Origin of the sequence: Acinetobacter sp. YH16056_T, from assembly GCF_024605895.1 — a bacterium.
GTDB classification, from domain to species: domain Bacteria; phylum Pseudomonadota; class Gammaproteobacteria; order Pseudomonadales; family Moraxellaceae; genus Acinetobacter; species Acinetobacter amyesii.
The window spans coordinates 871,314-894,736 of record NZ_CP094545.1 but is presented as its reverse complement, the minus strand read 5'-3'; the positions used below and the strand labels follow the sequence as shown (position 1 = coordinate 894,736).

Below are 23,423 nucleotides of genomic sequence, written 5' to 3'. Positions count from 1 at the left end.
TGCGTCCTTTACATTTCTTCATAAAAAAAGCAGACCGATGTCTGCTTTTTTTCGTTCATGAGAATTATTGATCAATAATGTCCGTACCTTTTGGAGGTACAAAGTTAAAAGTTGATGCTGGAATAGACGCATTGACCTTCACATTATTGAAACGTACATGGGTTGTTTGACCTAATGAGTCTTGGAGAATCATTAAGGTCGGCGCATTTTTCGCACCAAAACTAATGGTTAAGCTTTGAAACACGCCATCATCACTTTTTGGATATAAGGTGTAATAGGTTTTGGTCTTATTCGGCTGTGTAATACGATAAGACTTCATGATTTGAGCTGTATTACCTGACAATAATAATGCAGGCGTATTCGCAACTTGGTCATCTAAGCTTTGGCGTACCGCTTGTTGTAGGTCTGGGTCATAGATCCAAACCGTTTTACCTGTAGTCGCAATGGTTTGCTTAGATGGGCTGGTTGTTTCCCAATAGAATTTACCCGGACGCTGAACTTTCATGACCCCAGTAAAAGTCTGGTTCATATGCTGAGCACTTAAACCTTTCTTTTGAGTTGCTTTCGGGTTGGTCACTTTTGTAGTTTGCTGAAAGTTAGCAGTAAAACTTTTAATACCCGATAATTGTTTCACCAAATTGGCAGTTGCCTGCTGCTCCGACGCTGCAACTGGTGCCGCGAATACTGTCGTACTCATAACCGGTGCCAGTGTCGCTGCACCTAATGCCATAGCACAGATGGTTTTACGAAGCATTTTCATAGATTCACCTTTTATATTTGCATCAACGCAATTTGTTAGATGGCTCCATCTTAAACCACTTTCATTGACTAAATTTAGAGAAAATAAGAAGTTTTGTATGGTTATTAATGCAAATTGCTGTTTTTTATTCATCATGATGGAGAAATATAAAGTAAAAAGGCACTTGATTTGACTCAAATGCCTTTCAAATAATTAAACCATGATTTAGCAATTTCAACATTCCAATTTTCAGTTATTTCCATTGCCACCCAATAGCAGCTCCTGCACCAAAGTCACTTTCAGAGTTGCTGGTTACCCCAATTTTATACACATATTTTTTGTTTTCAGTGACACCACTGAAGCCAAGAGCATAGCCTTGTTCACCGTCCCAAGTCCCCATACCTGCACTGAACATGTTGTAACCTGCATCTGTGGGTTGAGGTAAGGAGGCGATTGCAATACTTGAAGCAACAGCACCGTAAACATTATCTTTAAATTTATTGAAATTATGGTTCAATTCATTCACACGTTAATTGGTATAACTATTGGCTTGATTAAGTACATTTGCCCCATGCTGATCTGTATATGCTTTTGAACTATTTAACACTTCTAGATCTGCTTGACGCATTTGTTTCACGTTTACCGCATCGGTGTCTGCCGTACCAGCTGCCACATGGATAATTTGCTGCTCTGCACCAGCCGAGCCAACGGAAACCGTATTATTGCGGTCAGAGCTTGAACCATTGCCAAGTACAACAGCATTATTTGCAGAGGTGTTGATATTGTTACCAACCACATAGGTATTATTACCAGTGACTGTATTATTGGTACCTAATGCACCAGATCCATCACCACTGACTGTATTGTTTACACCGAGGGCAATAGACTGATTACCATCAGCTTTATTACCTGCACCAACTGCAATCGCATCTTGTCCATTCGCAGTTGGTTTAGGTGCTGTATTGGCAACGTTTGATTGAATTTTAATGTACGGATCTGTTTCTTTTAAGCTCAACAACCATTCAACTTCAGTACCGACAAATCCATTTTTTATCGCAAGTTCATACGCACTGAAACCATTTTCACCTGTTAGCCCTTGTGCGCCAACTACACCATGTAGACTTTCTAGCCATTGGTCCTCATTGCCTTCATAACCATTGCTCACCGCAACTTGATAAGCACTTGCACCATCTAGACCATTGCTGCCATTCAGACCGTTCAACCCATCCTTACCATCGATGCCGTCTCGGCCATTGAGTCCATCTTTACCAGTAGCACCTGTAGCGCCTGTTGCTCCAGTATCACCTTTGTCACCCTTAGCTCCGGTTGCACCTGTAGCGCCTACTGCGCCAGTATCACCTTTGTCACCCTTAGCTCCGGTTGCACCTGTAGCGCCTTTGTCACCTTTAGCTCCAGTCTCACCCTGTGCACCTGTTGCTCCTGTCTCACCAGCAGGATCTTGAGGTCCCATTGACCCTACTGGCCCAGGAATACCACTATTGCAACGATTACAAGTATGCTCAGGATATGACGAGCCACTCCCACCAGCCCATGCAATTGAGCCTAGAGAAAGTAAAATACTCACAGCAAGTAATTTTGGTACAGCTTTAATAGCGATTGAAGTTGTTTCACCAAGTTGTAGTGTCTTTTAAAATGCAATTTGTTGGCTTTTATCAGGACAATTCCTTTTCTGATAGTCAGCACCGATAAAAACTGTATTCAATATTTTATTCATGTCCTTATCCTTTTTTTGTATTTGTACTCCTCTATTACGCTCTTTATTTTTTGTGATTCAAATCACTATTTATTGTGAATTTATTGATTTGTAGCTCACTTGTAACAATCTAAAAAATACCTCACATTTTATTCAGACGAAAAAAAACCCGCAAAAATGCGGGTCTTTTTTCTATTCGAGCTTACGCTTCAACAGATACGTAGCGACGACCGAATTGGCCTTTCACTTCGAATTTCACAACGCCGTCAGCAGTTGCAAATAAAGTATGGTCACGGCCCATACCTACATTTACACCAGCGTGGAATTCAGTACCACGTTGACGAACGATGATGTTACCAGCAGTCACAGATTGACCGCCGTAGATTTTAACACCCAACATTTTTGGGTTCGAGTCACGACCGTTTTTAGTCGAACCACCGGCTTTTTTAGTTGCCATGTCTACTTACTCCTCGTAATTAGCCTGAAATAGCTGTAATTTTCAACTCAGTGAACCATTGACGGTGACCTTGTTGTTTACGATAGTGTTTACGACGACGCATTTTGATGATGCGGATTTTGTCGTGACGACCATGGCTAACTACTTCAGCAGTTACTTTAGCGCCAGCTACTACTGGTGCACCAATTTGAATGCTGTCACCGTTAACAAGCATCAACACGTCATCAAAAGTAACAGTTGAGCCAGTTTCAGCTTTCAATAATTCTACTTTAAGGGTTTCACCCTCAACTACACGGTGTTGTTTACCACCGCTTTGGATTACTGCGTACATTTAAGTACTCCAAACATGCCCGTGTTGTCGTGCCGGTAAAGGGATATACCGATCTTAAAACGATCGTCACTGGGGTTTCGCAAAGGCAAAGATTTTAAGGGATAACCCGAAAAACAACAAGTCATTTCCGTAAAATATTAGATGAGTATGCGTTTATTATATAAACAGTGTCATTAAAACCATTAAAATGAGTGCTCTATTTCACTTATCATGCTTTTGGCAAGGTTTGACATAGATTTTTAGCAACAATTCGCTAATATACACTGGACTTACATCAACATCATGCTGTTCAAACAACATGCTAAAGATAAAAGTCTGTTAAAAAATAAGTACAATACTTCCGCTTGATGAAAAAAATCACTTAAGATTAAGTCAATTGAGTAAGTTCTTATCTGTTATTCATATAACAAATTGCTACACTACGTCTGTAATTCAAAAATTATTGAGGTTTCTCTTCATATGACCATCGACTTTAAGCAAGATATTCTCGCGCCTGTTGCCACTGACTTTGCTGCGATGGACAAATTTATTAATGAAGGGATCACGTCTAAAGTTGCCTTGGTCATGGCAGTCAGTAAACATGTGGTTGAAGCAGGCGGTAAACGCATGCGTCCAATTATGTGTTTACTTGCAGCAAAGGCATGTGGCGCAGAAGATTTAGAAAAACACCGTAAACTTGCAGCAATTATAGAAATGCTACATACCGCAACCTTGGTTCATGACGACGTAGTTGATGAATCGGGATTACGCCGTGGTCGCCCAACCGCAAATGCGACATGGAATAATCAAACTGCCGTACTAGTGGGGGATTTTCTAATTTCACGAGCTTTTGATTTATTGGTGGATCTAGACAGCAAGGTATTACTCAAAGACTTTTCAACGGGTACCTGTGAAATTGCTGAAGGTGAAGTTTTACAACTTCAATCACAGCACCAACCCGAAACTACTGAACAAACTTATTTAGATATTATTCACGGTAAAACATCACGTTTATTTGAGTTGGCCACCGAAGGTGCCGCGATTTTGACGGGTACACCAGAGTACCGTGAACCGCTTAGAAAATTTGCCGGACACTTTGGAAATGCCTTTCAAATTATTGACGATATTTTAGATTACACCTCAGATGCTGAAACATTAGGTAAAAATATTGGCGATGATTTGATGGAAGGTAAACCAACTTTACCTTTAATCTCTGCCTTAAAGAATACCACTGGCGAAGAACATGACATTATTCGCCGCAGTATTGCCACAGGCGGTACGGCAGATTTAGAGCATGTTATTCAGATTGTACAAAGCTCTGGGGCACTTGATTATTGTAGCCAACGAGCGACTGAAGAAACTGAGGCAGCACTAGCCGCTTTAGCAGCGCTACCAGATACTGAATATCGTCAAGCTTTAATCAACCTCGCAAACTTGGCATTACACCGAATTCAATAATTAACAATATTCATCGTAATTCCCCTTGCCTATGCATATAAAACTCAATGATATCTTTTTGACCATGCAGCAACAGCTCGATACCCCTCGGGCTGTGCTGGATGAAAACCTGCTGATCGAATTGATCAACCGAATTCGACCAGAAGATACAAAAAATACCGACGAAATTAAGAAAAAATTTCAGGCTTTCATCCAAGCTTTACTCATCACGCCAGATGCAGCCTCTACCCTGCAAAGTTTTGTCCTAAAGCTCATTAGCCGATATAAACAAACCAGTTTATATGCGGACACGGGTATTTTGTCTCTCGATGGTTTCTGGGGACAACTGTTCCAACGGCTTGGCGCACATTTTCTTCCTCTGATCAATGACGAAACTCAATTACAAGATTTAGTCCGTCGAGTTTTTTATCGTCATAGCGACAAATATTGGCTGGACAGTATTGATGATCAGCAATGGATGCAGCTCTTTCGACTATTTAATCAAGGTCATAGCAATCAGGAAGAAAAAAAGAAAATTCGCCGTGAGTTAATTAAAGCCATTACCGTTTTGTCCTATCGGGTAAGTGGTATTGGCTTATATCCTGAATTTATTAATGCACAACCTGAACTGACCGAATATGAATCACCTTTTTTGGTGCAAAACCGCGAAATAAACGATTTTATTCAGCAGTATAAAAAGCTGCATCAAAGTGCTGAAGAAATGAGTGCTGTGCTACCGCCAGATGCTTCTCAAGCGTTGGTAATGCTGGAACAATGTCGTGATGTGGTGCTGAAAATTCGGCGTGCGACCAAACGAATTGGTGTAAGTGTCAGCCTGACTTACTTATTGTCGCTTTTAGAACAGTGTTTAGATCGCTTAGAAATCTTACTCAACCTGATTGTTGAAGAAGATGATGTCCGCTATGTATCTATGGGTAGTTTACTCAGTGATGTGACGTCAGCGATTTATAGCGAGCGCAGTGTGCGCGATTTGCTCGCCACCAATAGTGAATTGGTTGCCCTACAAGTCACCGAAAACGCAAGTAAAACTGGCGAACACTATGTAAGTACGGACAAACAAGGCTTTATGAGCATGTACCGATCTGCGGCAGGTGCCGGTGTGATCATTGCATGTATGGCAACTTTAAAAGTGCTGATGGCCCGTGTCAGCATGGCACCGCTCATGCAAGCCATTTCATATAGTCTGAACTACTCTTTCGGCTTTATGCTGATTCATGTCTTACATTTTACTGTTGCCACTAAACAGCCTGCGATGACAGCTGCCGCCCTTGCCTCGACGGTTCAGCATCGTAAAGGCTCGAAAATGGCGCAGATTGCCGAACTTGCCGCGCTAATTATTAACATCATTCGAACCCAGTTTATTGCAATCTTAGGCAACATCAGTATTGCGATTCCTGTTGCAGCATTGATCGCATTAAGTTGGGACATGGCTTTACATGAGCCATTAATGAATCATGCAAAAGCAGCTAAAACCTTACACGACCTCAATCCATTTACCTCACTGGCTGTGCCACATGCTGCGATAGCTGGAGTATGTTTGTTTTTATCAGGTTTGCTTGCTGGGTACTTTGACAACATGGCGATCTATCGCAAAGTTGGACCACGGATTCAAGCACATCCAAAGTTAAAACGCATCATGGGTCAAGAGAGACTGGATAAGCTTGCCGCTTACATTGAGCGAAACTTAGGTGCTTTGGCAGGTAACTTCTTATTCGGGATCATGCTGGGCAGTATGGGTACGATTGGATTTATTTTTGGTTTACCTTTAGATATTCGCCATATCGCCTTCGCCTCGGCCAACTTCATTCAAGGCCTCATCAATATTAATGGTTCACCAGACATTGGCTTAATCATTGTGTCATTCTTAGGGGTTATTCTGATCGGTCTGACTAACTTATTCGTCAGTTTCACGTTAACCATTATTGTGGCACTACGGGCACGTCGCGTAAGATTTGAACAATGGAAACCACTGGCTAAACTGGTGATGACTCATTTTCTAACGCGACCAAGTGATTTTTTCTGGCCACCGAAAACCCCACTTGAAGTTGAAGATGGCACACAAGCCAGTAAGAACAATCATTAGCAGATTTGTGTTTTATTTTAGTAAGATGTAAATGAACACAAAAAATAAAATCAGTATGATTTACACAGACTTGAAATAAAGTGTACTGATGAGTACACTTTAGTCCATTAATTAACCGAGCTCAAACCGGTTAAAATGACAAGGAATAAAATATGCCACGAACGCTACTGTTTGTTGGTTTTTTTGCATTAATTATCAGTGTGTTGTCGCTTTATTCTAGCTATTTAAATCTATTAGATTTAAGTATCGTGGAATGGATGAGTCAGCACCGTATTGCTGTTTTTAATCAAATTGCCATCGGACTTTCCGCGCTAGGGGGCATGCCTTTTGTATTATTTTTCACCACGCTATGGTGTTTACACTTTGCGTGGTATAAAAAATATACAGAGATTGTTTTTATCAGTATAGGGATCTTTGGAAGTATCGGCCTTGCATGGTTGCTTAAATTTACGTTCACCAGACCGCGTCCCCCAGAAATGTACTATCTTGTAGCGTCTTACGGGAGTTCATTCCCAAGCGCACACAGTTGTTATGCTGCATCGCTTGCGTGTCTTATGATCTTGATTTACCGACAACATGCTCAACATCGCTTGATCACCATTTTGGCATTGTTATGGATGCTGTGTATGGGTGTTTCGCGAGTATATGTTGGGGTTCATTTTCCGACAGATGTCTTATCCGGTTGGAGCATAAGTTTTATTTGGATCGCGCTACTTTATTTGAGTTACATCAAAATCAGTAAAGCGTAAACAAATGAATAATTTAGATAAATATCTAATTGAGGTGGAACAATGATGTCTGCAAAGCTTTGGGCTCCCGCCCTGACTGCTTGCGCATTGGCAACAAGTATTGCACTTGTTGGTTGTAGCAAAGATCCTAAAGATGCACAGCAAGCTGCTGCTGCACAGCAAATGCCACCAACTGAAGTCGGTGTCATTGTTGCCCAACCGCAAAGCGTTGAACAATCTGTTGAACTTTCCGGCCGTACATCTGCCTATGAAATTTCAGAAGTACGTCCACAAACCAGTGGTGTAGTACTGAAACGTCTATTTGCAGAAGGCAGTTATGTTCGCGAAGGACAAGCCTTGTACGAGATCGACTCGCGTACAAACCGTGCTTCAGCTGACAGTGCTCGTGCTGCTTTAACACGTCAACAAGCAAACCTAAACGTGTTACGTGTTAAAGAAGGTCGTTACCGTCAGCTTGTTGGCTCAAATGCGATTTCTAAACAAGAATACGACGATATTGTTGCTCAAGTTAAACTGGCTGAAGCAGATGTTGCTGCATCTCAGGCAGAACTTAAAAATGCAGAAATTAACTTAGGTTACTCAACTGTACGTGCGCCAATTTCAGGTCAAACCAACCGTTCAACAGTGACAGCGGGTGCTTTAGTTACTGCATCTCAGGCTGATCCATTGGTAACAATTCAACGTCTTGATCCAATGTACGTTGACATTAACCAATCAAGTGCTGAACTTCTTCGTCTACGCCAACAGTTAAGCAAAGGCAACTTAGACAGCAGTAATAACACCAAAGTGAAATTACGTCTTGAAGATGGTAGCGAATACCCAATTGAAGGTCGTCTTGCATTCTCTGATGCAAGTGTGAACCCTGATACAGGTACGGTTACCCTTCGTGCTGTGTTCTCTAACCCGAACCATTTATTGCTTCCGGGTATGTTTGCCAATGCTCGCATCGTTCAGGGTGTGATTCCAAACGCTTACCTCATTCCACAAGCTGCTATTACACGTACCCCTACAGGTCAAGCAATGGCAATGATTGTGAATGCAAAAGGTGCTGTTGAATCTCGCCCTGTAACCACTGTTGGTACACAAGGTTCGAATTGGATCGTGACTCAAGGCTTGAATACTGGCGATAAAGTGATTGTTGACGGTATTGCGAAAGTTAAGCCAGAGCAACAAGTTGTAGCCAAACCGTATCAACCTCAGGCTGCTGCACCTCAAGGTGCTCAACAACCTGCTGCAGCAAAAGAACAAGGTAAAGCAACAGAACAAGCAGCGCCTAAAACTGAACAAAAAGCTACTTCAAACGCATAAGGAGTAGACTGAATGGCTCAATTCTTTATTCATCGCCCCATTTTTGCGTGGGTGATTGCATTGGTAATTATGCTAGCGGGTGTACTCACGCTATCTAATATGCCAATTGCACAGTATCCGACCATTGCGCCGCCAACGGTTTCAATCTCTGCGACTTACCCAGGTGCGTCTGCAGAAACAGTTGAAAACACCGTAACCCAAATCATTGAACAACAAATGAATGGTTTGGATGGCTTACGTTATATTTCGTCAAACAGTGCGGGTAACGGTCAGGCATCTATTACATTGAACTTTGAACAAGGGATCGATCCAGATATCGCCCAAGTTCAAGTCCAAAACAAACTCCAGTCTGCGACAGCGTTATTACCTGAAGATGTACAGCGTCAAGGTGTAAAAGTCACCAAATCTGGCGCAAGCTTCCTACAAGTTGTAGCATTCCACTCACCATCGGGTAAGTTGACTGCGGACGACATTAAGGACTATGTAAACTCGAATATTTCTGAACCTCTCAGCCGTGTGGCAGGTGTAGGTGAAGTCCAAGTATTTGGTGGCTCTTATGCGATGCGTATTTGGCTAGATCCAGCCAAAATGGCAAACCTACAAGTTACACCGAGTGATGTGGCTGCGGCTATCCGTACACAGAATGCTCAGGTTGCTGTTGGTCAGTTAGGTGGTGCGCCTGCAACTGAAGGTCAAGTGCTGAACGCGACAGTTACAGCACAAAGTTTGTTGCAAACGCCTGATCAATTCAAAAATATTTTCCTGCGTAATAGTATCAATGGTGCTCAAGTACGTTTAGGTGATGTTGCACGTGTTGAATTAGGTGCAGACAACTATCAGTTTGACTCTAAGTTCAACAACAAACCTGCTGGTGGTGTAGCGATCAAACTAGCAACTGGTGCAAACGCATTAGACACAGCCGAAGCTGTTGAAGCACGTTTAAAAGAACTACGTCCAAACTACCCTGAAGGTTTAGAAGACACGCTTGCATTTGATACGACTCCATTCATTAAGTTATCGATTGAAAGTGTTGTACATACCCTTGTAGAAGCCGTGATTCTCGTATTCTTTGTGATGTTCTTGTTCTTACAGAACTGGCGCGCAACGATTATTCCGACATTGGCTGTACCTGTAGTGGTATTGGGTACTTTTGCTGTCATTAACATGTTTGGTTTCTCTATCAACACTCTCACCATGTTCGCGATGGTACTGGCGATTGGTCTCCTCGTGGATGATGCAATTGTTGTCGTAGAGAACGTTGAACGTGTCATGGTTGAAGATCATCTTGACCCAGTGACTGCAACTGAAATCTCAATGAAACAGATCTCGGGTGCCCTCATCGGTATTACCTCTGTGTTAACCGCTGTATTCGTGCCGATGGCATTCTTCGGTGGTACGACAGGTGTAATTTATCGTCAGTTCTCAATCACGCTGGTAACAGCAATGATTCTGTCATTGATTGTGGCATTGACCTTTACCCCTGCCCTATGTGCGACCATGTTGAAACAACATGATCCAAACAAACCTGAAAGCAACAATATCTTTGCCCGTTTCTTCCGTTGGTTTAACAGCTCTTTTGATAAAGTTGCGCATAAATACCAAGGCGGCGTGAACTTCATGACACACCACAAGATTTTCTCTGGTGTGATTTATGCAGTTGTAATCGGCTTATTAGTGCTTTTATTCCAAAAGTTACCATCATCATTCTTACCTGAAGAAGACCAAGGTGTTGTAATGACACTGGTACAGTTACCACCGAATGCCTCACTTGAGCGTACGGATAAAACTGTCACTGCAATGACCGATTACTTCCTGAAAAACGAAGAAAAATATGTCGAGTCTGTATTCAGTGTTGCCGGCTTCTCGTTCACAGGTGTGGGTCAAAACGCAGGTCTTGCTTTCGTCAAGTTAAAAGATTGGGAAGACCGTACATCACCTGAATCTCAAGTAGGTGCGATTATTCAACGTGGTATGGCATTGAACATGATCGTGAAGGATGCTTCATACATCATGCCAATCCAATTACCAGCAATGCCAGAATTGGGTGTAACTGCTGGCTTCAACTTGCAGTTAAAAGCTTCTGCAGGTCAAACCCATCAACAACTTATCGATGCCCGTAATATGGTGCTCGGTATGGCTGCTCAAGATAAACGCCTCATGGGTGTTCGTCCTAACGGTCAAGAAGATACGCCACAGTACAAAATCACGATTGACCAAGCTCAAGCCGGTGCTATGGGTGTCAGCATCTCTGAAATCAATACCACAATGGGTATGGCATGGGGTGGTTCTTACATCAACGACTTCGTTGACCGTGGTCGTGTGAAGAAAGTCTATGTACAGGGTGAAGCTGCGGCACGTATGATGCCTGAAGACCTGAGCCAGTGGTATGTTCGTAACAACCAAGGCACAATGGTTCCATTCTCGACCTTCGCTACTGGCGAATGGACTTATGGCTCACCACGTCTTGAACGTTATAACGGTATCGCATCTGTGAACATTCAAGGTTCACCGGGTGTGGGTGTAAGTTCGGGCGACGCGATGAAAGCGATGGAAGAAATTGTACAAAAACTTCCTTCGATGGGCGTTCAAGGCTTTGACTATGAATGGACTGGTTTATCTCTAGAAGAACGTGAGTCTGGCGCACAAGCACCATTCCTATACGCACTTTCATTGTTAATCGTCTTCCTATGTCTTGCTGCCTTGTATGAAAGCTGGTCTATTCCGTTCTCAGTATTACTGGTTGTACCATTAGGTGTATTGGGTGCGTTATTACTGACTTTCCTTGGAATGGTGTTCTTCAAAAATCCAAACTTGGCGAATAACATTTACTTCCAGGTGGCTATTATTGCCGTCATTGGTTTGTCCGCGAAGAATGCGATCTTGATCGTAGAATTCGCCAAAGAACTTCAAGAAAAAGGTGAAGATCTGTTTGACGCAACTTTGCATGCCGCTAAAATGCGTCTACGTCCAATTATCATGACCACTTTAGCCTTTGGTTTTGGTGTACTTCCGCTTGCCCTTTCTTCGGGTGCAGGTGCAGGTAGTCAGCACTCTGTAGGTTATGGTGTATTGGGTGGCGTAATCAGTTCTACCCTACTTGGTATCTTCTTTATTCCTGTGTTCTACGTATGGATCCGAAGTATCTTTAAGTACAAACCAAAACAACAAAATAATCAGGAGCATTTATCGTGATGCAAAATGTATGGTCTATTGCAGGTCGTAGCATTGCGGTTTCTTCACTTGCGCTTGCTTTGGCTGCCTGCCAAAGCATGCGTGGTCCAGAGCCGGTTGTTCAGACCAATATCCCCGAAAGCTACACAGCAAGTGCTTCTGGCACTTCTGTGGCTGAGCAAGGATATAAAGATTTCTTTGCTGACCAACGTCTGGTACAAGTTCTTGACTTAGCTTTAGCCAATAACCGTGACCTACGTACGGCTGCTTTAAATATTGAACGTGCACAACAACAGTATCAAATCACTGCCAATGGTCAATTACCAACCATTGGTGCAAGTGGTAGCGTACTTCGTCAAGACACGTTGAATACGCAAAAGCCTGTAACTTCTTACAATGTCGGTTTAGGTGTCACTGCCTATGAACTTGATTTTTGGGGTCGTGTACGTAGTTTAAAAGACAACGCCTTAGATAGTTACCTTGCAACTGCAAGTGCCCGTGATGCAACGCAAATTGCGCTCGTGGGTCAAGTGGCTCAAGCATGGTTAAACTATGCGTATGCCAACTCAAACTTGAAGCTTGCGGATCAAACCTTAAAGGCTCAGCTTGAATCTTATAATCTCAACAAAAAGCGTTTTGATGTCGGTATCGACAGTGAAGTTCCTGTTCGTCAGGCTCAAATTTCTGTAGAAACTGCACGTAATGATGTTGCGAACTACAAGACTCAAATTGCTCAAGCACAAAACTTATTGAACCTATTAGTGGGTCAACAAGTGCCTGCGAACTTGCTGCCGAACCAACGTGTCAATCGAATTACTTCGACCAATACCATTGGTTCAGGTATTCCAAGTGACTTGTTGAACAATCGTCCAGATGTCCGCGCAGCTGAATACAAACTTTCTGCTGCTGGTGCGAACATTGGTGCAGCTAAAGCACGTCTGTTCCCTACTATTAGCCTGACAGGTTCTGCGGGTTATGCTTCAACGGACTTAGGTGATCTATTTAAATCAGGCAACTTTGTATGGTCTGCTGGCCCGAGCCTAGATATTCCAATCTTCGACTGGGGTACACGTCAGGCCAATATTAAAGTTTCTGAAACTGATCAGAAAATTGCATTGTCTGATTATGAAAAATCAGTTCAGTCTGCTTTCCGTGAAGTGAATGATGCGCTTGCAGTTCGTCAAAACATTGGTGACCGTATTGCAGCACAGCGCCGTTTAGTTGATGCAACCAATACAACCTACAAACTATCAAATGCTCGCTTCCGTGCTGGTATTGATAGCTACCTAACTGTACTGGATGCGCAGCGTGCATCTTATGCAGCTGAGCAAGGTTTGTTGTTGCTTGAACAAGCAAATCTCAACAACCAAGTTGAATTGTATAAAACACTTGGTGGTGGTATCAAAGCCAACACTTCTGATGCTGTGCAATACCAACCGTCTACTGCTGAGCGTAAAGCTGCGTCAAAACAATAATTTGATTTAGCCTAGCCAGTAATATTTGAAAAGCTCACTTCGGTGGGCTTTTTCATTTTTAGATCGAAACTTCAAAATAAAAATGAACATATTGCTTTTTGCTGAAGAGTTTCCTATCTTCAATTCACCTTTTTATATTGATAACTAAAAAATGCTTTTAAGTAATCTAGAATCTGTTCCGGGTCATACCATTACACAACAACTTGATGTCGTTTATGGCAGTACTGTCCGCAGTAAACATGTTGGTCGTGACTTTATGGCTGGCCTAAAAAATATTGTAGGTGGTGAGCTCAAAGGTTACACAGAACTACTCGAAGAATCCCGTCAAGAAGCCATGAGCCGTATGATTGATAAAGCACGTGCCTTAGGCGCGAATGCGGTCGTCGGCATCCGTTTTTCAACCTCAAATATTGCTCAAGGTGCTTCTGAATTATTTGTGTACGGCACAGCAGTTCGCGTAGAAGCCAACTCAGCAAAACTCCCAGACCCATTTCCAACTCAGGACTAAGTCATGGATGCCTTTATTTTTAAAGTCCTGATCTTTGTGGTGCTCTTTTGTATTGGTTGGGGCTTCGGTCGCCATATCGAACAAAAGCATCTCAAAGAACTCGAAGCTCAAGAAAAGCGTTTGGCACATATACGAATAGACAACAACCGCTTTAAAACTACTGAACATTTTGGACAACTGATTTCAAGTAATGTGGTAATTTCGCATGATTATTTTAAATATGTGATTGCCAATATTCAGAACTTCTTTGGCGGACGTTTGACCAGTTATGAAAGCATCGTCGATAGGGCACGTCGTGAAGCCGTGGTGCGTTTAAAGCAAGAAGCTGAAAAGATGGGCGCAACGCAAATTATGGGCCTGCGTCTAAGCACCACTGAGTTGGGTATGCAAGGCGGCATGGTCGAAGTCTTTGCGTATGGAACAGCAATTCAAAAGAGAGACATCTGATCTCTCTACTTCTCCCCAATTCATTTTTACTATTTAATTTACTTTACACAATGTGTTTTCAAACTCTTCATAACTCACATTTTCATTGCGACAAATTTTAAAGCAAACCTCATTAAATTTCTTTTCATCAATATTTGGATCATGATAACTAAATGCAACATCTCCAGCATAAGCACGTGCCAGATCTTGCACCACAATGTCAGCTTTACATCCATATAAAGTTGGACATGCCTCTAATGTTCCTTCGTAATACTCTTTACACTGAGTCGGTTCGACATCCACCTTATTGGGTTTTTGCATCGACACATTTAAACCATTTTCATTCATTAGAAGAAAATATTGAAGTTTTCTAAATGGTTTTAAGTCAATCTCGAGTCCCGAATGATTGATACGAGCCAATTGATCTTTGTAAGAATTATGATCATCTGAGATTAACTCTGCATTACCAGCTTTGTCGATTTTGATAAAGTTATAGTTGACAGGCATATATGCACCACTCCCCTTATGTGCAATCACTTCGATCAAATGATCTTTCGCAATAAATGCTCCTGTAAATACAGTCGATTCAACACTGGTCAGCAACTTACCTTTCACTAAAATACAATATCCAAAACATTGATCTTTGAATCTAGCCTGATCGCCTTTAAAATCATCAACAGGATGAAATTCAGCTCGCCATTTAAAATCACCAATTTTATTCGAGCTATAAGGTAATTTATCAACATCTGAATCTTGAGGATTTTGACTGTAATACTCAGACTTCAATAATCCTTTTTCATCAAATAGTGCTTCGATCGGTAACCACCCCTCATTTGGTCCTCGTATTACAACTTCTGCACTCGCCGCTTCAACATTAGGTTCAATCTCAACAGATTCAGTAACTGGTTCTGATACAGTTCCTATTTCTTTTTCAGGCTTTTCGAGCGTTGACTTCTGCTCAATTTTTTGAGTTTTCTGTTTAAAATAAAAATAAGCCACCGTACCAATTACACCAATGATTGCGCACAAAATGATGGCTATTCCCCATTTGTTAAAATTATTCTTTTTCATTTCTTATAATCTCGATACTCATTAAAAAAGTCACTGTTAAGAGTGACTTTTAAACTATTTAAACTTGATAAAATTTACTTCACTTTGGTTTTACGAATCATTTTATACAACGTTGTTGGTGATAATCGAGATACCCAAACACCGAGCTTTTCTTTAGAACCACCCACCACGATGTATTCTTCCCCACGTTGCAAAGATTGCACCACCGTTTCGGCAAACTCATTGGCTTCTAGACCATTTTCAATGGCTTCATCCTGATGCCCTTGTGGCTTGCCTGCACCATTGAGTGCATTAAATGAAACATTGGTTTTGACAAATCCGGGGAATATCACTGATACGCCCACCCCTTGATCCGCAACTTCCGCACGTAGACTGTTTGCCCACATATGAATAGCAGCTTTTGCAGCAGAATAGGTCGCGCGGTATTGTGTCCCTAATAAGCCTGCAACACTTGAAACAAAAGCAATTCGACCAGACTTTTGCGCTAAAAAAGTCGGTAGAACGGTTTTAGTCAAAAATACTTGAGAAAAATAATCTACTTCCATGATGGCTCGTTCAGTCTGCATGGTCGTATCCGTGATCAATGCACGCTGACTCAATCCCGCATTATTGATTAGCCAGTCAATTCGACCTTTATGCGCAAGGACTTGTTCATAAGCATGGCGAACTTGTTCTTCATTGGTAATGTCTGCACACACTGAAAGATGCTGATCTGGATGTAATAATGAAACACGGGCTTTTTCCAACTCTTCAAAACGACGTGCGGTCAAAATGACCTGCGCCCCTTGCAAAGCACATTCTTTTGCTAAAGCTTCACCCAAACCTGAAGATGCCCCAGTAATCCACACCACTTTTCCATTCAAATCATCTCGTTTTGCCATTTTGACATCCTTTTAAATAACTAATTTATTCATTTATATGTATTTTATGCTTTATGTAGTACAGGCTCATTGCTCAAAAACACCATAAAATGGTCAAAGTACTGACTCATCGATTGTGCATCATAAATTTTGCCGAGTTTATCAAAACGTTTATAACCGAGTTGCGTGGTGAGATTGATGACACCGGTTAAAGTTTTATCCACCACCATATTAAATTTCAGCATTTTTTTTGGTTCTCGCACCAAATGCGTCACCCCGGCATCGACCACTTGTGTAAATGCCTTCAATGCGAGTGGGACATATTGATTCTGCCCTTCTTTCATTTGACTGACATAGGCAAGCAAGTCGGTGGCTAAAGAGGCATCGATCGGATAATGCATATAATGCTGACCATCTTCGCTGTAAAAACGTCCATATAAATAATTTACCATCGGTACAAGGCGGTCATTGCTGAAAAAAGACACCGACCACGGCATATATTTACGGGTCGTTTCACGTATTTGCTGAATAATTTTTTCGGATTCATTGTCTCCAGACTTATTCATGCGCGCCATTTGGCCAAAAACTTGATCTAAAATTTCACATGCAATATCCGCTAAATTATCCCCTAAGGCTTTGGACTGACTTTCTGTTTCACCTTCATTGAGTTTTTGATGAATCGTCTCAAAACGTTGATATGTCGTAGGTTGAATCTTTAAAGAAATAGAATAAGTCATTTGATATTGCTCCTTTTATCTTAGTTTTGGGATCAATGGATACTTCTTATCTTAGGTCCTATCATACGGACTCTTTTATTTACTGCCAAATCCTAAAAGTTAACATTCGCCCAACATCCCTAATTCACCATTTTTTTTGCTACAATAGATCTAATTTTTTATCCACTTTTGATCTGTTTAGACTATGACTGATTCAGCGCAAAATATTGCTACGACCTACGATCCGACCGAGATCGAAAAAAAATGGTACAAGACTTGGGAAGAGAGAGGCTACTTCAAGCCATCTCAAAAAGGTGATTCATTCTGTATTATGATTCCGCCACCAAACGTCACTGGTAGCTTGCACATGGGTCATGGTTTCAACAATGCCATTATGGATGCGTTGACTCGTTATAACCGTATGTCTGGCAAAAATACCCTTTGGCAGCCGGGTACTGACCATGCCGGTATCGCAACGCAAATGGTTGTTGAACGTCAATTGGGCGCTGAAGGCATCAGCCGTCACGACCTAGGCCGTGAAAAGTTCATCGAAAAAGTGTGGGAATGGAAAGAACAATCTGGCGGGAACATTACCCGTCAAATTCGTCGTCTAGGCTCATCTGTAGACTGGTCACGTGAACGCTTCACCATGGACGAAGGTCTTTCTAACGCGGTTAAAGAAGTATTTGTTAAACTTCATGAAGAAGGCTTAATTTACCGTGGTAAACGCCTAGTCAACTGGGACCCTAAACTACAAACTGCCCTTTCTGACTTGGAAGTTGAGTCTGATAAAGAAGAAGCAGGTTCACTTTGGCACTTCAAATATTTCTTTGAAGACAAATCAATCCGCACCCATGACGGTAAAGATCACATCGTGGTTGCAACAACTCGTCCTGAAACATTGCTAGGTGATACTGCAGTTGCGGTTGCGCTTGATGATGAACGCTATGCAGCGCTTGTTGGTAAGAACATTATCTTGCCAATTACAGGCCGTGCTGTTCCAATCGTTAAAGACGAATATGTAGACAAAGAATTTGGTACAGGCTGTGTGAAAATCACCCCTGCGCACGACTTCAATGACTATGAAGTGGGCAAACGCTGTGAACTTCCAATCATCAACATCTTCAACAAAAATGCTGAAGTTCTTGCTGAATTTGAATACATCGCGAAAGCGGGCGAGCAAATTTCTAAAACCATTCCTGCCCCTGCGGACTACATTGGTTTAGAACGTTTTGCTGCACGTAAAAAATTGGTTGCTCAAGCTGAAGCTGAAGGCTGGTTAGATCAAATTCAACCGTACACCTTGAAGCCACCTCGCGGTGACCGTTCAGGCGTAATCGTTGAGCCACTACTGACTGACCAATGGTATGTGAAAATTGCACCGCTTGCTGAGCCTGCAATTAAAGCGGTTAAAGATGGCGACATCAAATTTGTACCTGAGCAATACAGCAACATGTACATGGCTTGGATGAATAACATTCAAGACTGGTGTATCTCACGTCAATTATGGTGGGGTCACCGTATTCCAGCTTGGTACGATGCTGAAGGCAACGTATTTGTCGGTCGCGACGAAGCTGAAGTTCGTGCGAAAAATGGCATTGCGCCTGAAGTTGAATTGAAACAAGACGAAGATGTATTGGATACATGGTTCTCTTCTGGTCTTTGGACGTTCTCAACTTTAGGTTGGACTGGCGACGCGGCGAAAGATAAAGAAAACTATTTCCTAAACACTTTCCACCCGACTGATGTACTGGTAACAGGTTTCGACATCATCTTCTTCTGGGTTGCCCGCATGATCATGATGACCATGCACTTCATGAAAAATGAAGACGGCACACCACAAGTTCCGTTCAAAACTGTGTACGTTCACGGTTTGGTACGTGATGGCGAAGGTCAGAAAATGTCTAAATCTAAGGGCAACGTGCTTGACCCATTAGATTTGATTGACGGTGTTGACCTTGAAACTCTAGTACAAAAACGTACTACAGGACTCATGAACCCGAAACAAGCGGCGAAGATTGAAAAATCTACCCGTAAAGAATTCCCTGAAGGTATTCAATCTTACGGTACTGATGCGGTTCGTTTCACTTTCTGTGCGCTTGCGAACACTGGTCGCGACATTAAGTTCGACATGAAACGTGTTGAAGGTTACCGTAACTTTGCCAACAAAATCTGGAACGCAACGCGTTTCGTGATGATGAACTGTGAAGAGCAAGTGATTGGTATCAATGCTCGTCAAGACCTTTGGGAATTGCCTGAACAGTGGATCGTAAGCCGTTTACAAAAAGCGGAACAAGCGGTGCAAACTGCATTTGCAACGTACCGTTTAGACTTGGCTGCGCAAGCGATTTATGAGTTCATTTGGAATGAATACTGTGACTGGTATGTAGAGCTGACTAAGCCTGTTCTAAATGACGAAAACGTATCGGTTGAACGTAAAGCTGAAGTACGTCGTGTTCTTCTTGCTGTAATGGAAGCGTCTTTACGTTTGGCTCACCCATTGATGCCTTACCTAACAGAAGAAATCTGGCAAACGCTTGCGCCGAAACTGAACATTTCTGGCGAAACAATCATGTTGGCTCAGTACCCTGTTGCGGATGAAGCGAAAATCAACGAACAAGCTGAAGCAGATATGCAATGGCTGCAAGGTTTGATTGGTGGGGTACGTAATATTCGTGGTGAGATGGGTCTAGGTAATGCTCGCTTGTTGCCTGTTCTTCTTCAAAATACCACTGATGCTGAAAAAGCGCAGATTGCTCGTATTGAACCATTGTTTAAAGCATTGGCAAAAGTTGAAAGCATTACCTTCTTGGCTGATGGTGAACAACCGCCATTGTCTTCTTCATCTGTTGTCGGTCATGTGTCCGTATTCGTTCCAATGAAGGGCTTAATTGACCCTAAAGCGGAATTGGGTCGTCTGCAAAAAGACTTAGACAAGGTTCAAAAACAGCATGACCAAATTGCAACCAAACTTGGCAATGAAGGTTTTGTGGCGAAAGCACCTGCTGCTGTGGTTGAAGGCGAGAAAGTGAAACTTGCTGAGTTTGCTGACCAGTTAGCGAAAATTAAAGCGAATATGGAGCAGATTGCAGCGCTTTGATTTCTTTTTAAATATTTAACAAATAAGATAAAATCCCTTCATTTTTGAGGGGATTTTTATGCAAACAATAATAGGGCATCATATTTTCTTAATTACATTAGGAATAATCTTATTTTTTACAGTAAATTTTATAGGTAAATATTCAAAAGGATTTGGGTATGCAGAAATTAAATTTGATATTCATAGTGATGAACTCGTAGGGTTTAATTTTATTCTCAGGATACTTACCCCCGTAGTCTTTACCATCCTTGTTTCTTCAGTAATTTTTTACTTCAAATATGACTGTTTAGTAACTAACATCTACTTATTAGTAGTATACAGTTTTGCATTTCGAGCTGTTTGGAATTTAGTACATAACCGTACTAAGTTAATAAATTGGTATGCACAAATTGGATATGCGACCATCGCAATATTAGCCACATATTTAGCTTATAAATATTTAATTTTACCGAAAACACCACTTTTCCCTGATTTAGAGACCGTTGCTAATGAACTATGGATTATAATTTTTTTGTTTTTATATAAGATCTTTAATGAAGTGAAATTTGAACCTAAATTCAAGAAAAAAAGAGTTGATAGTTATATTGAAAACCGTTTGTCATTATTTAAGAGTAAATATGAAGGTATCATTGATCAATCCATTGATGAAGAGCTAAAAAATTTTAAAAATAAAGCGAATATCTATCTAATTGATCAAGAAAAGCTAGAGGATTATAAGTTTTTAAGACATTCTTTACTAAAGCCTTTTGATAACATTTTTAAAATTTTTATAAAAAATTTAATTTTTTCTATTATGATTAATGAAGATTTTAATAGACCATTTGCTTTTAGAAAACTAGAAAATTTTTTATGTAAAATTTCAGGTAAAAGTTATACACAAGGTATTATGCAAGTTTCATCGCAGATTCCTTTATCGGATGAGGAAAGCATCAAACTAGCAATTCATAGAATTTTTGAGGATGCTTATAACTGCTTTCTTGAAGAAGATGTTTATCTATCAGAGCACCAATTAGTCATTCATATTGGGCGAAACTATAATCCATGTGATGATTATATTAGCTCAGTTGAAGATATATATAACATTGTCAAATGTGAACAATCTGGAGAGCTACAAATTTTTATTAATGACCATACATTAATAGGTTTAGATGCATCATTTAATCTTGAATAATTACCCTCACCCTAGCCCTCTCCCCGAGGGAGAGGGAATTTTTCATTCTTGATTTACTTTCAGCTCAAGACATAAATTCCACAAATCCTCCAACACCACATCCGTCCTCCCCAACACATCATAATTCCAATATCGTACAACAGTTAAACCCAAAGCCTCTAAAAACTTAGTTCGCTCAGCATCGTATTCAATCGCATCATTCGTTCCATGCTGACTACCATCCAACTCAATCACTAAACCAATTTCATGACAGTAAAAATCCACAATATAAAGTTTGATCACATGCTGACGGCGGAATTTCAGGTTCATAAAACGTTTGGCACGTAGAATTTGCCACATGAGGTTTTCAGCATCGGTGGCTGTGTGGCGCATGTTTTTGGCAAACTCTAATAATACAGGGTCTATTTTCATTTTTATTTCCCTCTCCCTAGCCCTCTCCCATAGGGAGAGGGAACATTCATTGTGAATCTAATTTTTATTATGAAATTTCAGCCCCACTAATACATCCAAATTTATAACTTAAATTTGATATGTAATGGATTTCCCCTCTCCTTTCAGGAGAGGGTTAGGGAGAGGTGATTTTATAAAACCCCATTCCCCAACAACACTTCCAACCCTTTCACCTTCTCCATATATTTCAGCCGTTCTTTTTCCCACTTCACTTGCTCTTTCAGCACTGCAACATCGCCATCAATCACCTTATACACATCTTTCACCTGCATATTTTTCGGCTTCGGCTTTTCGCTCCAGTGAAAACTATCCGTAATGTCATCTATCTGACTGGCTAGGCGTTGGCTTTGAGCCTCTAAAGCCGTTTTATAAAACTTTAAATGTTCATCAGTTAAAGCTTTAGGGCTTTTGCCTTTATTGGTTTCAAGCTGTAATTGCAGCTTTAATAAATAAAACAAATCCTGTGCTTCATGAGCTTGATTCACCACTTGCTGCAACTCGGTTTTTTCAGCTTTTTTAGTTTCGTCAGGCTCGCGGTCTGGGTGAATCATTGCAGTGATTTTTAAATACACGGTTTTCAGTGATTGGTTCACTAACTTTTCAGCTTGTTCACGCTTTTGCGCTAAGCGTTTCCGCTGATGCTCTTCTTTCTCACGTTGATATTGTTCGCTGTCCCACTCTTCATATGACTCATATTCTTCTGTCGTTTCTTGTTCTATATCAACATAACCTTTTACTATGCTCTGTTCAGTTTGGGCTAACTTGGCTTTTTTATTCGGCTTTTGATTATGTGCATGATGCTGCTGATAAAAAGCATCAACCTCTGCAACCTTCTCCAGTTCGGCAGTATTTAAGTAGTTGGATTTTTTCAGTTGCTTTGCTAGTTTCGCAAGCTTCACATCGAGCTGAGCTAAATCTGCTTTGGCAAAGTCTTCTTGCTGTAGATGCTGCCAAAGTTGTGCAAGCTGACGGTAGTACACCGCATGCAAATCACGATAGATCGGCACAAGTTTCAGTTGGATATAACTCTGAATCTCTCTTTTGGCATTTTGCCAAAGCGCTAAGTCTTGCTTTTGCTGTTCGATTTGCTCAATCAGTTTATTCAGCTTTTTATGCTGTGGGGATAAAGCTTCAGCACTCGGGAGTAAACTGACTTTTAACTCAAAAGACATAAGCAAATTTAACGCAAAAAGAAAATTATAGCCGATCTAAGCACTAAACTTATGAGCCCTTTGCCTAACTCAAAAATCACGTTTTATTAATTAACGCTCAAACCGTTGTAAATATTGACTCAGCTCTTCCCGAACCACCACCTCATGTCCTGCATGACTTCGACTTTGTTCCAAGAGATGTTCTGAGTCGATCACTGCCACGCGATGACCATCCGCAATTAAACGGTCTACACCTTCAAAGAGCATTCGGACACCAACATCGTGTATCAAAGAAATATTAGTCAGATCTAAAATGATATGGTTATTCGCGACAGGTTCATTCTGCAATAGTCGCTGCCTCATTACAGATGAAGCGCTGTTGAACACATTTTTGTACCCACGCCGCTAAGCCATGATCAAAATGAATATTCTTTTGCTCGGTCTGAAAGTGGAGCTGCGCTAATCCGAGCTGAAATTGTAATTGCTGCATAACTATCATTTAAATT

The 23,423-nt window shown here is 41.3% G+C and carries 22 protein-coding genes; 10 read left to right on the top strand and 12 right to left on the bottom strand.

Features of this window, described 5'->3' with window-relative positions; genetic code table 11:
• Positions 1-64: 64 nt before the first annotated feature.
• The 5 genes from lolA to rplU all read right to left on the bottom strand — a co-directional run bounded on the left by lolA (position 65) and on the right by rplU (position 3,241).
• Positions 65-760, bottom strand: a complete 696-nt coding sequence (gene lolA, locus MST17_RS04365; protein WP_111885313.1) for an outer membrane lipoprotein chaperone LolA — start codon at positions 758-760, stop codon at positions 65-67.
• Between the two features lie 232 nt (positions 761-992).
• The gene (locus MST17_RS04360; RefSeq protein ID WP_180025786.1) at positions 993-1,256 is read right to left on the bottom strand and encodes a YadA-like family protein; all 264 of its coding nucleotides are present in this window, start codon (positions 1,254-1,256) and stop codon (positions 993-995) included.
• Between the two features lie 12 nt (positions 1,257-1,268).
• A complete protein-coding gene (locus MST17_RS04355; protein ID WP_306669409.1) occupies positions 1,269-2,210 on the bottom strand; it encodes a hypothetical protein in 942 nt (313 codons plus the stop codon).
• 445 nt (positions 2,211-2,655) lie between these two features.
• A complete protein-coding gene (gene rpmA, locus MST17_RS04345; protein ID WP_067764378.1) occupies positions 2,656-2,910 on the bottom strand; it encodes a 50S ribosomal protein L27 in 255 nt (84 codons plus the stop codon).
• Between the two features lie 19 nt (positions 2,911-2,929).
• Entirely contained in the window at positions 2,930-3,241 is a 312-nt protein-coding gene (gene rplU, locus MST17_RS04340; protein ID WP_078191390.1) for a 50S ribosomal protein L21, read from the bottom strand.
• Between the two features lie 459 nt (positions 3,242-3,700).
• On the opposite strand from rplU, the gene sdsA reads away from it, so the two are divergent.
• The 8 genes from sdsA to MST17_RS04300 all read left to right on the top strand — a co-directional run bounded on the left by sdsA (position 3,701) and on the right by MST17_RS04300 (position 14,419).
• Positions 3,701-4,678 carry an All-trans-nonaprenyl-diphosphate synthase gene (gene sdsA, locus MST17_RS04335; protein WP_180025809.1) on the top strand — a complete coding sequence of 326 codons (978 nt, stop codon included), beginning with the start codon at positions 3,701-3,703 and terminating at the stop codon, positions 4,676-4,678.
• A 31-nt stretch (positions 4,679-4,709) separates the two neighbouring features.
• Complete coding sequence (locus MST17_RS04330; RefSeq protein WP_180025860.1) at positions 4,710-6,761, top strand: site-specific recombinase; 2,052 nt, start codon at positions 4,710-4,712, stop codon at positions 6,759-6,761.
• A 152-nt stretch (positions 6,762-6,913) separates the two neighbouring features.
• On the top strand, positions 6,914-7,510 hold the full coding sequence (locus MST17_RS04325) for a phosphatase PAP2 family protein (protein ID WP_180025810.1): 597 nt from the start codon (positions 6,914-6,916) through the stop codon (positions 7,508-7,510).
• A gap of 42 nt (positions 7,511-7,552) precedes the next feature.
• On the top strand, positions 7,553-8,818 hold the full coding sequence (locus MST17_RS04320) for an efflux RND transporter periplasmic adaptor subunit (RefSeq protein WP_168378125.1): 1,266 nt from the start codon (positions 7,553-7,555) through the stop codon (positions 8,816-8,818).
• A gap of 12 nt (positions 8,819-8,830) precedes the next feature.
• The gene (locus tag MST17_RS04315; RefSeq protein ID WP_180007567.1) at positions 8,831-12,010 is read left to right on the top strand and encodes an efflux RND transporter permease subunit; all 3,180 of its coding nucleotides are present in this window, start codon (positions 8,831-8,833) and stop codon (positions 12,008-12,010) included.
• Positions 12,010-13,464 carry a multidrug efflux RND transporter AdeIJK outer membrane channel subunit AdeK gene (adeK, locus tag MST17_RS04310; RefSeq protein ID WP_078191396.1) on the top strand — a complete coding sequence of 485 codons (1,455 nt, stop codon included), beginning with the start codon at positions 12,010-12,012 and terminating at the stop codon, positions 13,462-13,464. Before MST17_RS04315 ends, adeK begins: the two co-directional genes overlap by 1 nt.
• 151 nt (positions 13,465-13,615) lie before the next feature.
• Positions 13,616-13,972 (top strand): YbjQ family protein, encoded by a 357-nt coding sequence (locus tag MST17_RS04305; RefSeq protein ID WP_078192212.1) that lies wholly within the window; start codon positions 13,616-13,618, stop codon positions 13,970-13,972.
• 3 nt (positions 13,973-13,975) lie between these two features.
• Positions 13,976-14,419 (top strand): YbjQ family protein, encoded by a 444-nt coding sequence (locus tag MST17_RS04300; RefSeq protein ID WP_111885285.1) that lies wholly within the window; start codon positions 13,976-13,978, stop codon positions 14,417-14,419.
• 33 nt (positions 14,420-14,452) lie between these two features.
• On the opposite strand, the gene MST17_RS04295 is transcribed toward MST17_RS04300, so the two are convergent.
• The 3 genes from MST17_RS04295 to MST17_RS04285 all read right to left on the bottom strand — a co-directional run bounded on the left by MST17_RS04295 (position 14,453) and on the right by MST17_RS04285 (position 17,066).
• Complete coding sequence (locus MST17_RS04295; protein WP_180007566.1) at positions 14,453-15,469, bottom strand: hypothetical protein; 1,017 nt, start codon at positions 15,467-15,469, stop codon at positions 14,453-14,455.
• 74 nt (positions 15,470-15,543) lie between these two features.
• Positions 15,544-16,350: an SDR family NAD(P)-dependent oxidoreductase gene (locus MST17_RS04290; RefSeq protein ID WP_180025811.1), complete on the bottom strand. Its 807-nt coding sequence runs from the start codon at positions 16,348-16,350 to the stop codon at positions 15,544-15,546.
• Positions 16,351-16,394: 44 nt separating this feature from the next.
• On the bottom strand, positions 16,395-17,066 hold the full coding sequence (locus MST17_RS04285) for a hypothetical protein (protein ID WP_180007564.1): 672 nt from the start codon (positions 17,064-17,066) through the stop codon (positions 16,395-16,397).
• A gap of 184 nt (positions 17,067-17,250) precedes the next feature.
• Here MST17_RS04285 and MST17_RS04280 point away from each other — a divergent pair, with 184 nt between their 5' ends.
• Together MST17_RS04280 and MST17_RS04275 are read left to right on the top strand one after the other, a co-directional pair.
• Complete coding sequence (locus tag MST17_RS04280) at positions 17,251-20,145, top strand: valine--tRNA ligase (protein WP_180025812.1); 2,895 nt, start codon at positions 17,251-17,253, stop codon at positions 20,143-20,145.
• A gap of 58 nt (positions 20,146-20,203) precedes the next feature.
• The gene (locus MST17_RS04275; protein WP_120363799.1) at positions 20,204-21,316 is read left to right on the top strand and encodes a hypothetical protein; all 1,113 of its coding nucleotides are present in this window, start codon (positions 20,204-20,206) and stop codon (positions 21,314-21,316) included.
• Between the two features lie 42 nt (positions 21,317-21,358).
• Here the strand turns inward: MST17_RS04275 and MST17_RS04270 are convergent, their stop codons facing one another.
• The 4 genes from MST17_RS04270 to MST17_RS04255 all read right to left on the bottom strand — a co-directional run bounded on the left by MST17_RS04270 (position 21,359) and on the right by MST17_RS04255 (position 23,407).
• Complete coding sequence (locus MST17_RS04270; protein WP_180007560.1) at positions 21,359-21,727, bottom strand: endonuclease domain-containing protein; 369 nt, start codon at positions 21,725-21,727, stop codon at positions 21,359-21,361.
• A gap of 170 nt (positions 21,728-21,897) precedes the next feature.
• A complete protein-coding gene (locus tag MST17_RS04265) occupies positions 21,898-22,938 on the bottom strand; it encodes a molecular chaperone DnaJ (RefSeq protein WP_180025813.1) in 1,041 nt (346 codons plus the stop codon).
• A gap of 90 nt (positions 22,939-23,028) precedes the next feature.
• A complete protein-coding gene (locus MST17_RS04260) occupies positions 23,029-23,265 on the bottom strand; it encodes a hypothetical protein (RefSeq protein ID WP_180025814.1) in 237 nt (78 codons plus the stop codon).
• Entirely contained in the window at positions 23,255-23,407 is a 153-nt protein-coding gene (locus MST17_RS04255) for a hypothetical protein (protein WP_180007557.1), read from the bottom strand. The genes MST17_RS04260 and MST17_RS04255 overlap by 11 nt, the downstream gene beginning before the upstream one ends.
• Positions 23,408-23,423 lie beyond the last annotated feature (16 nt).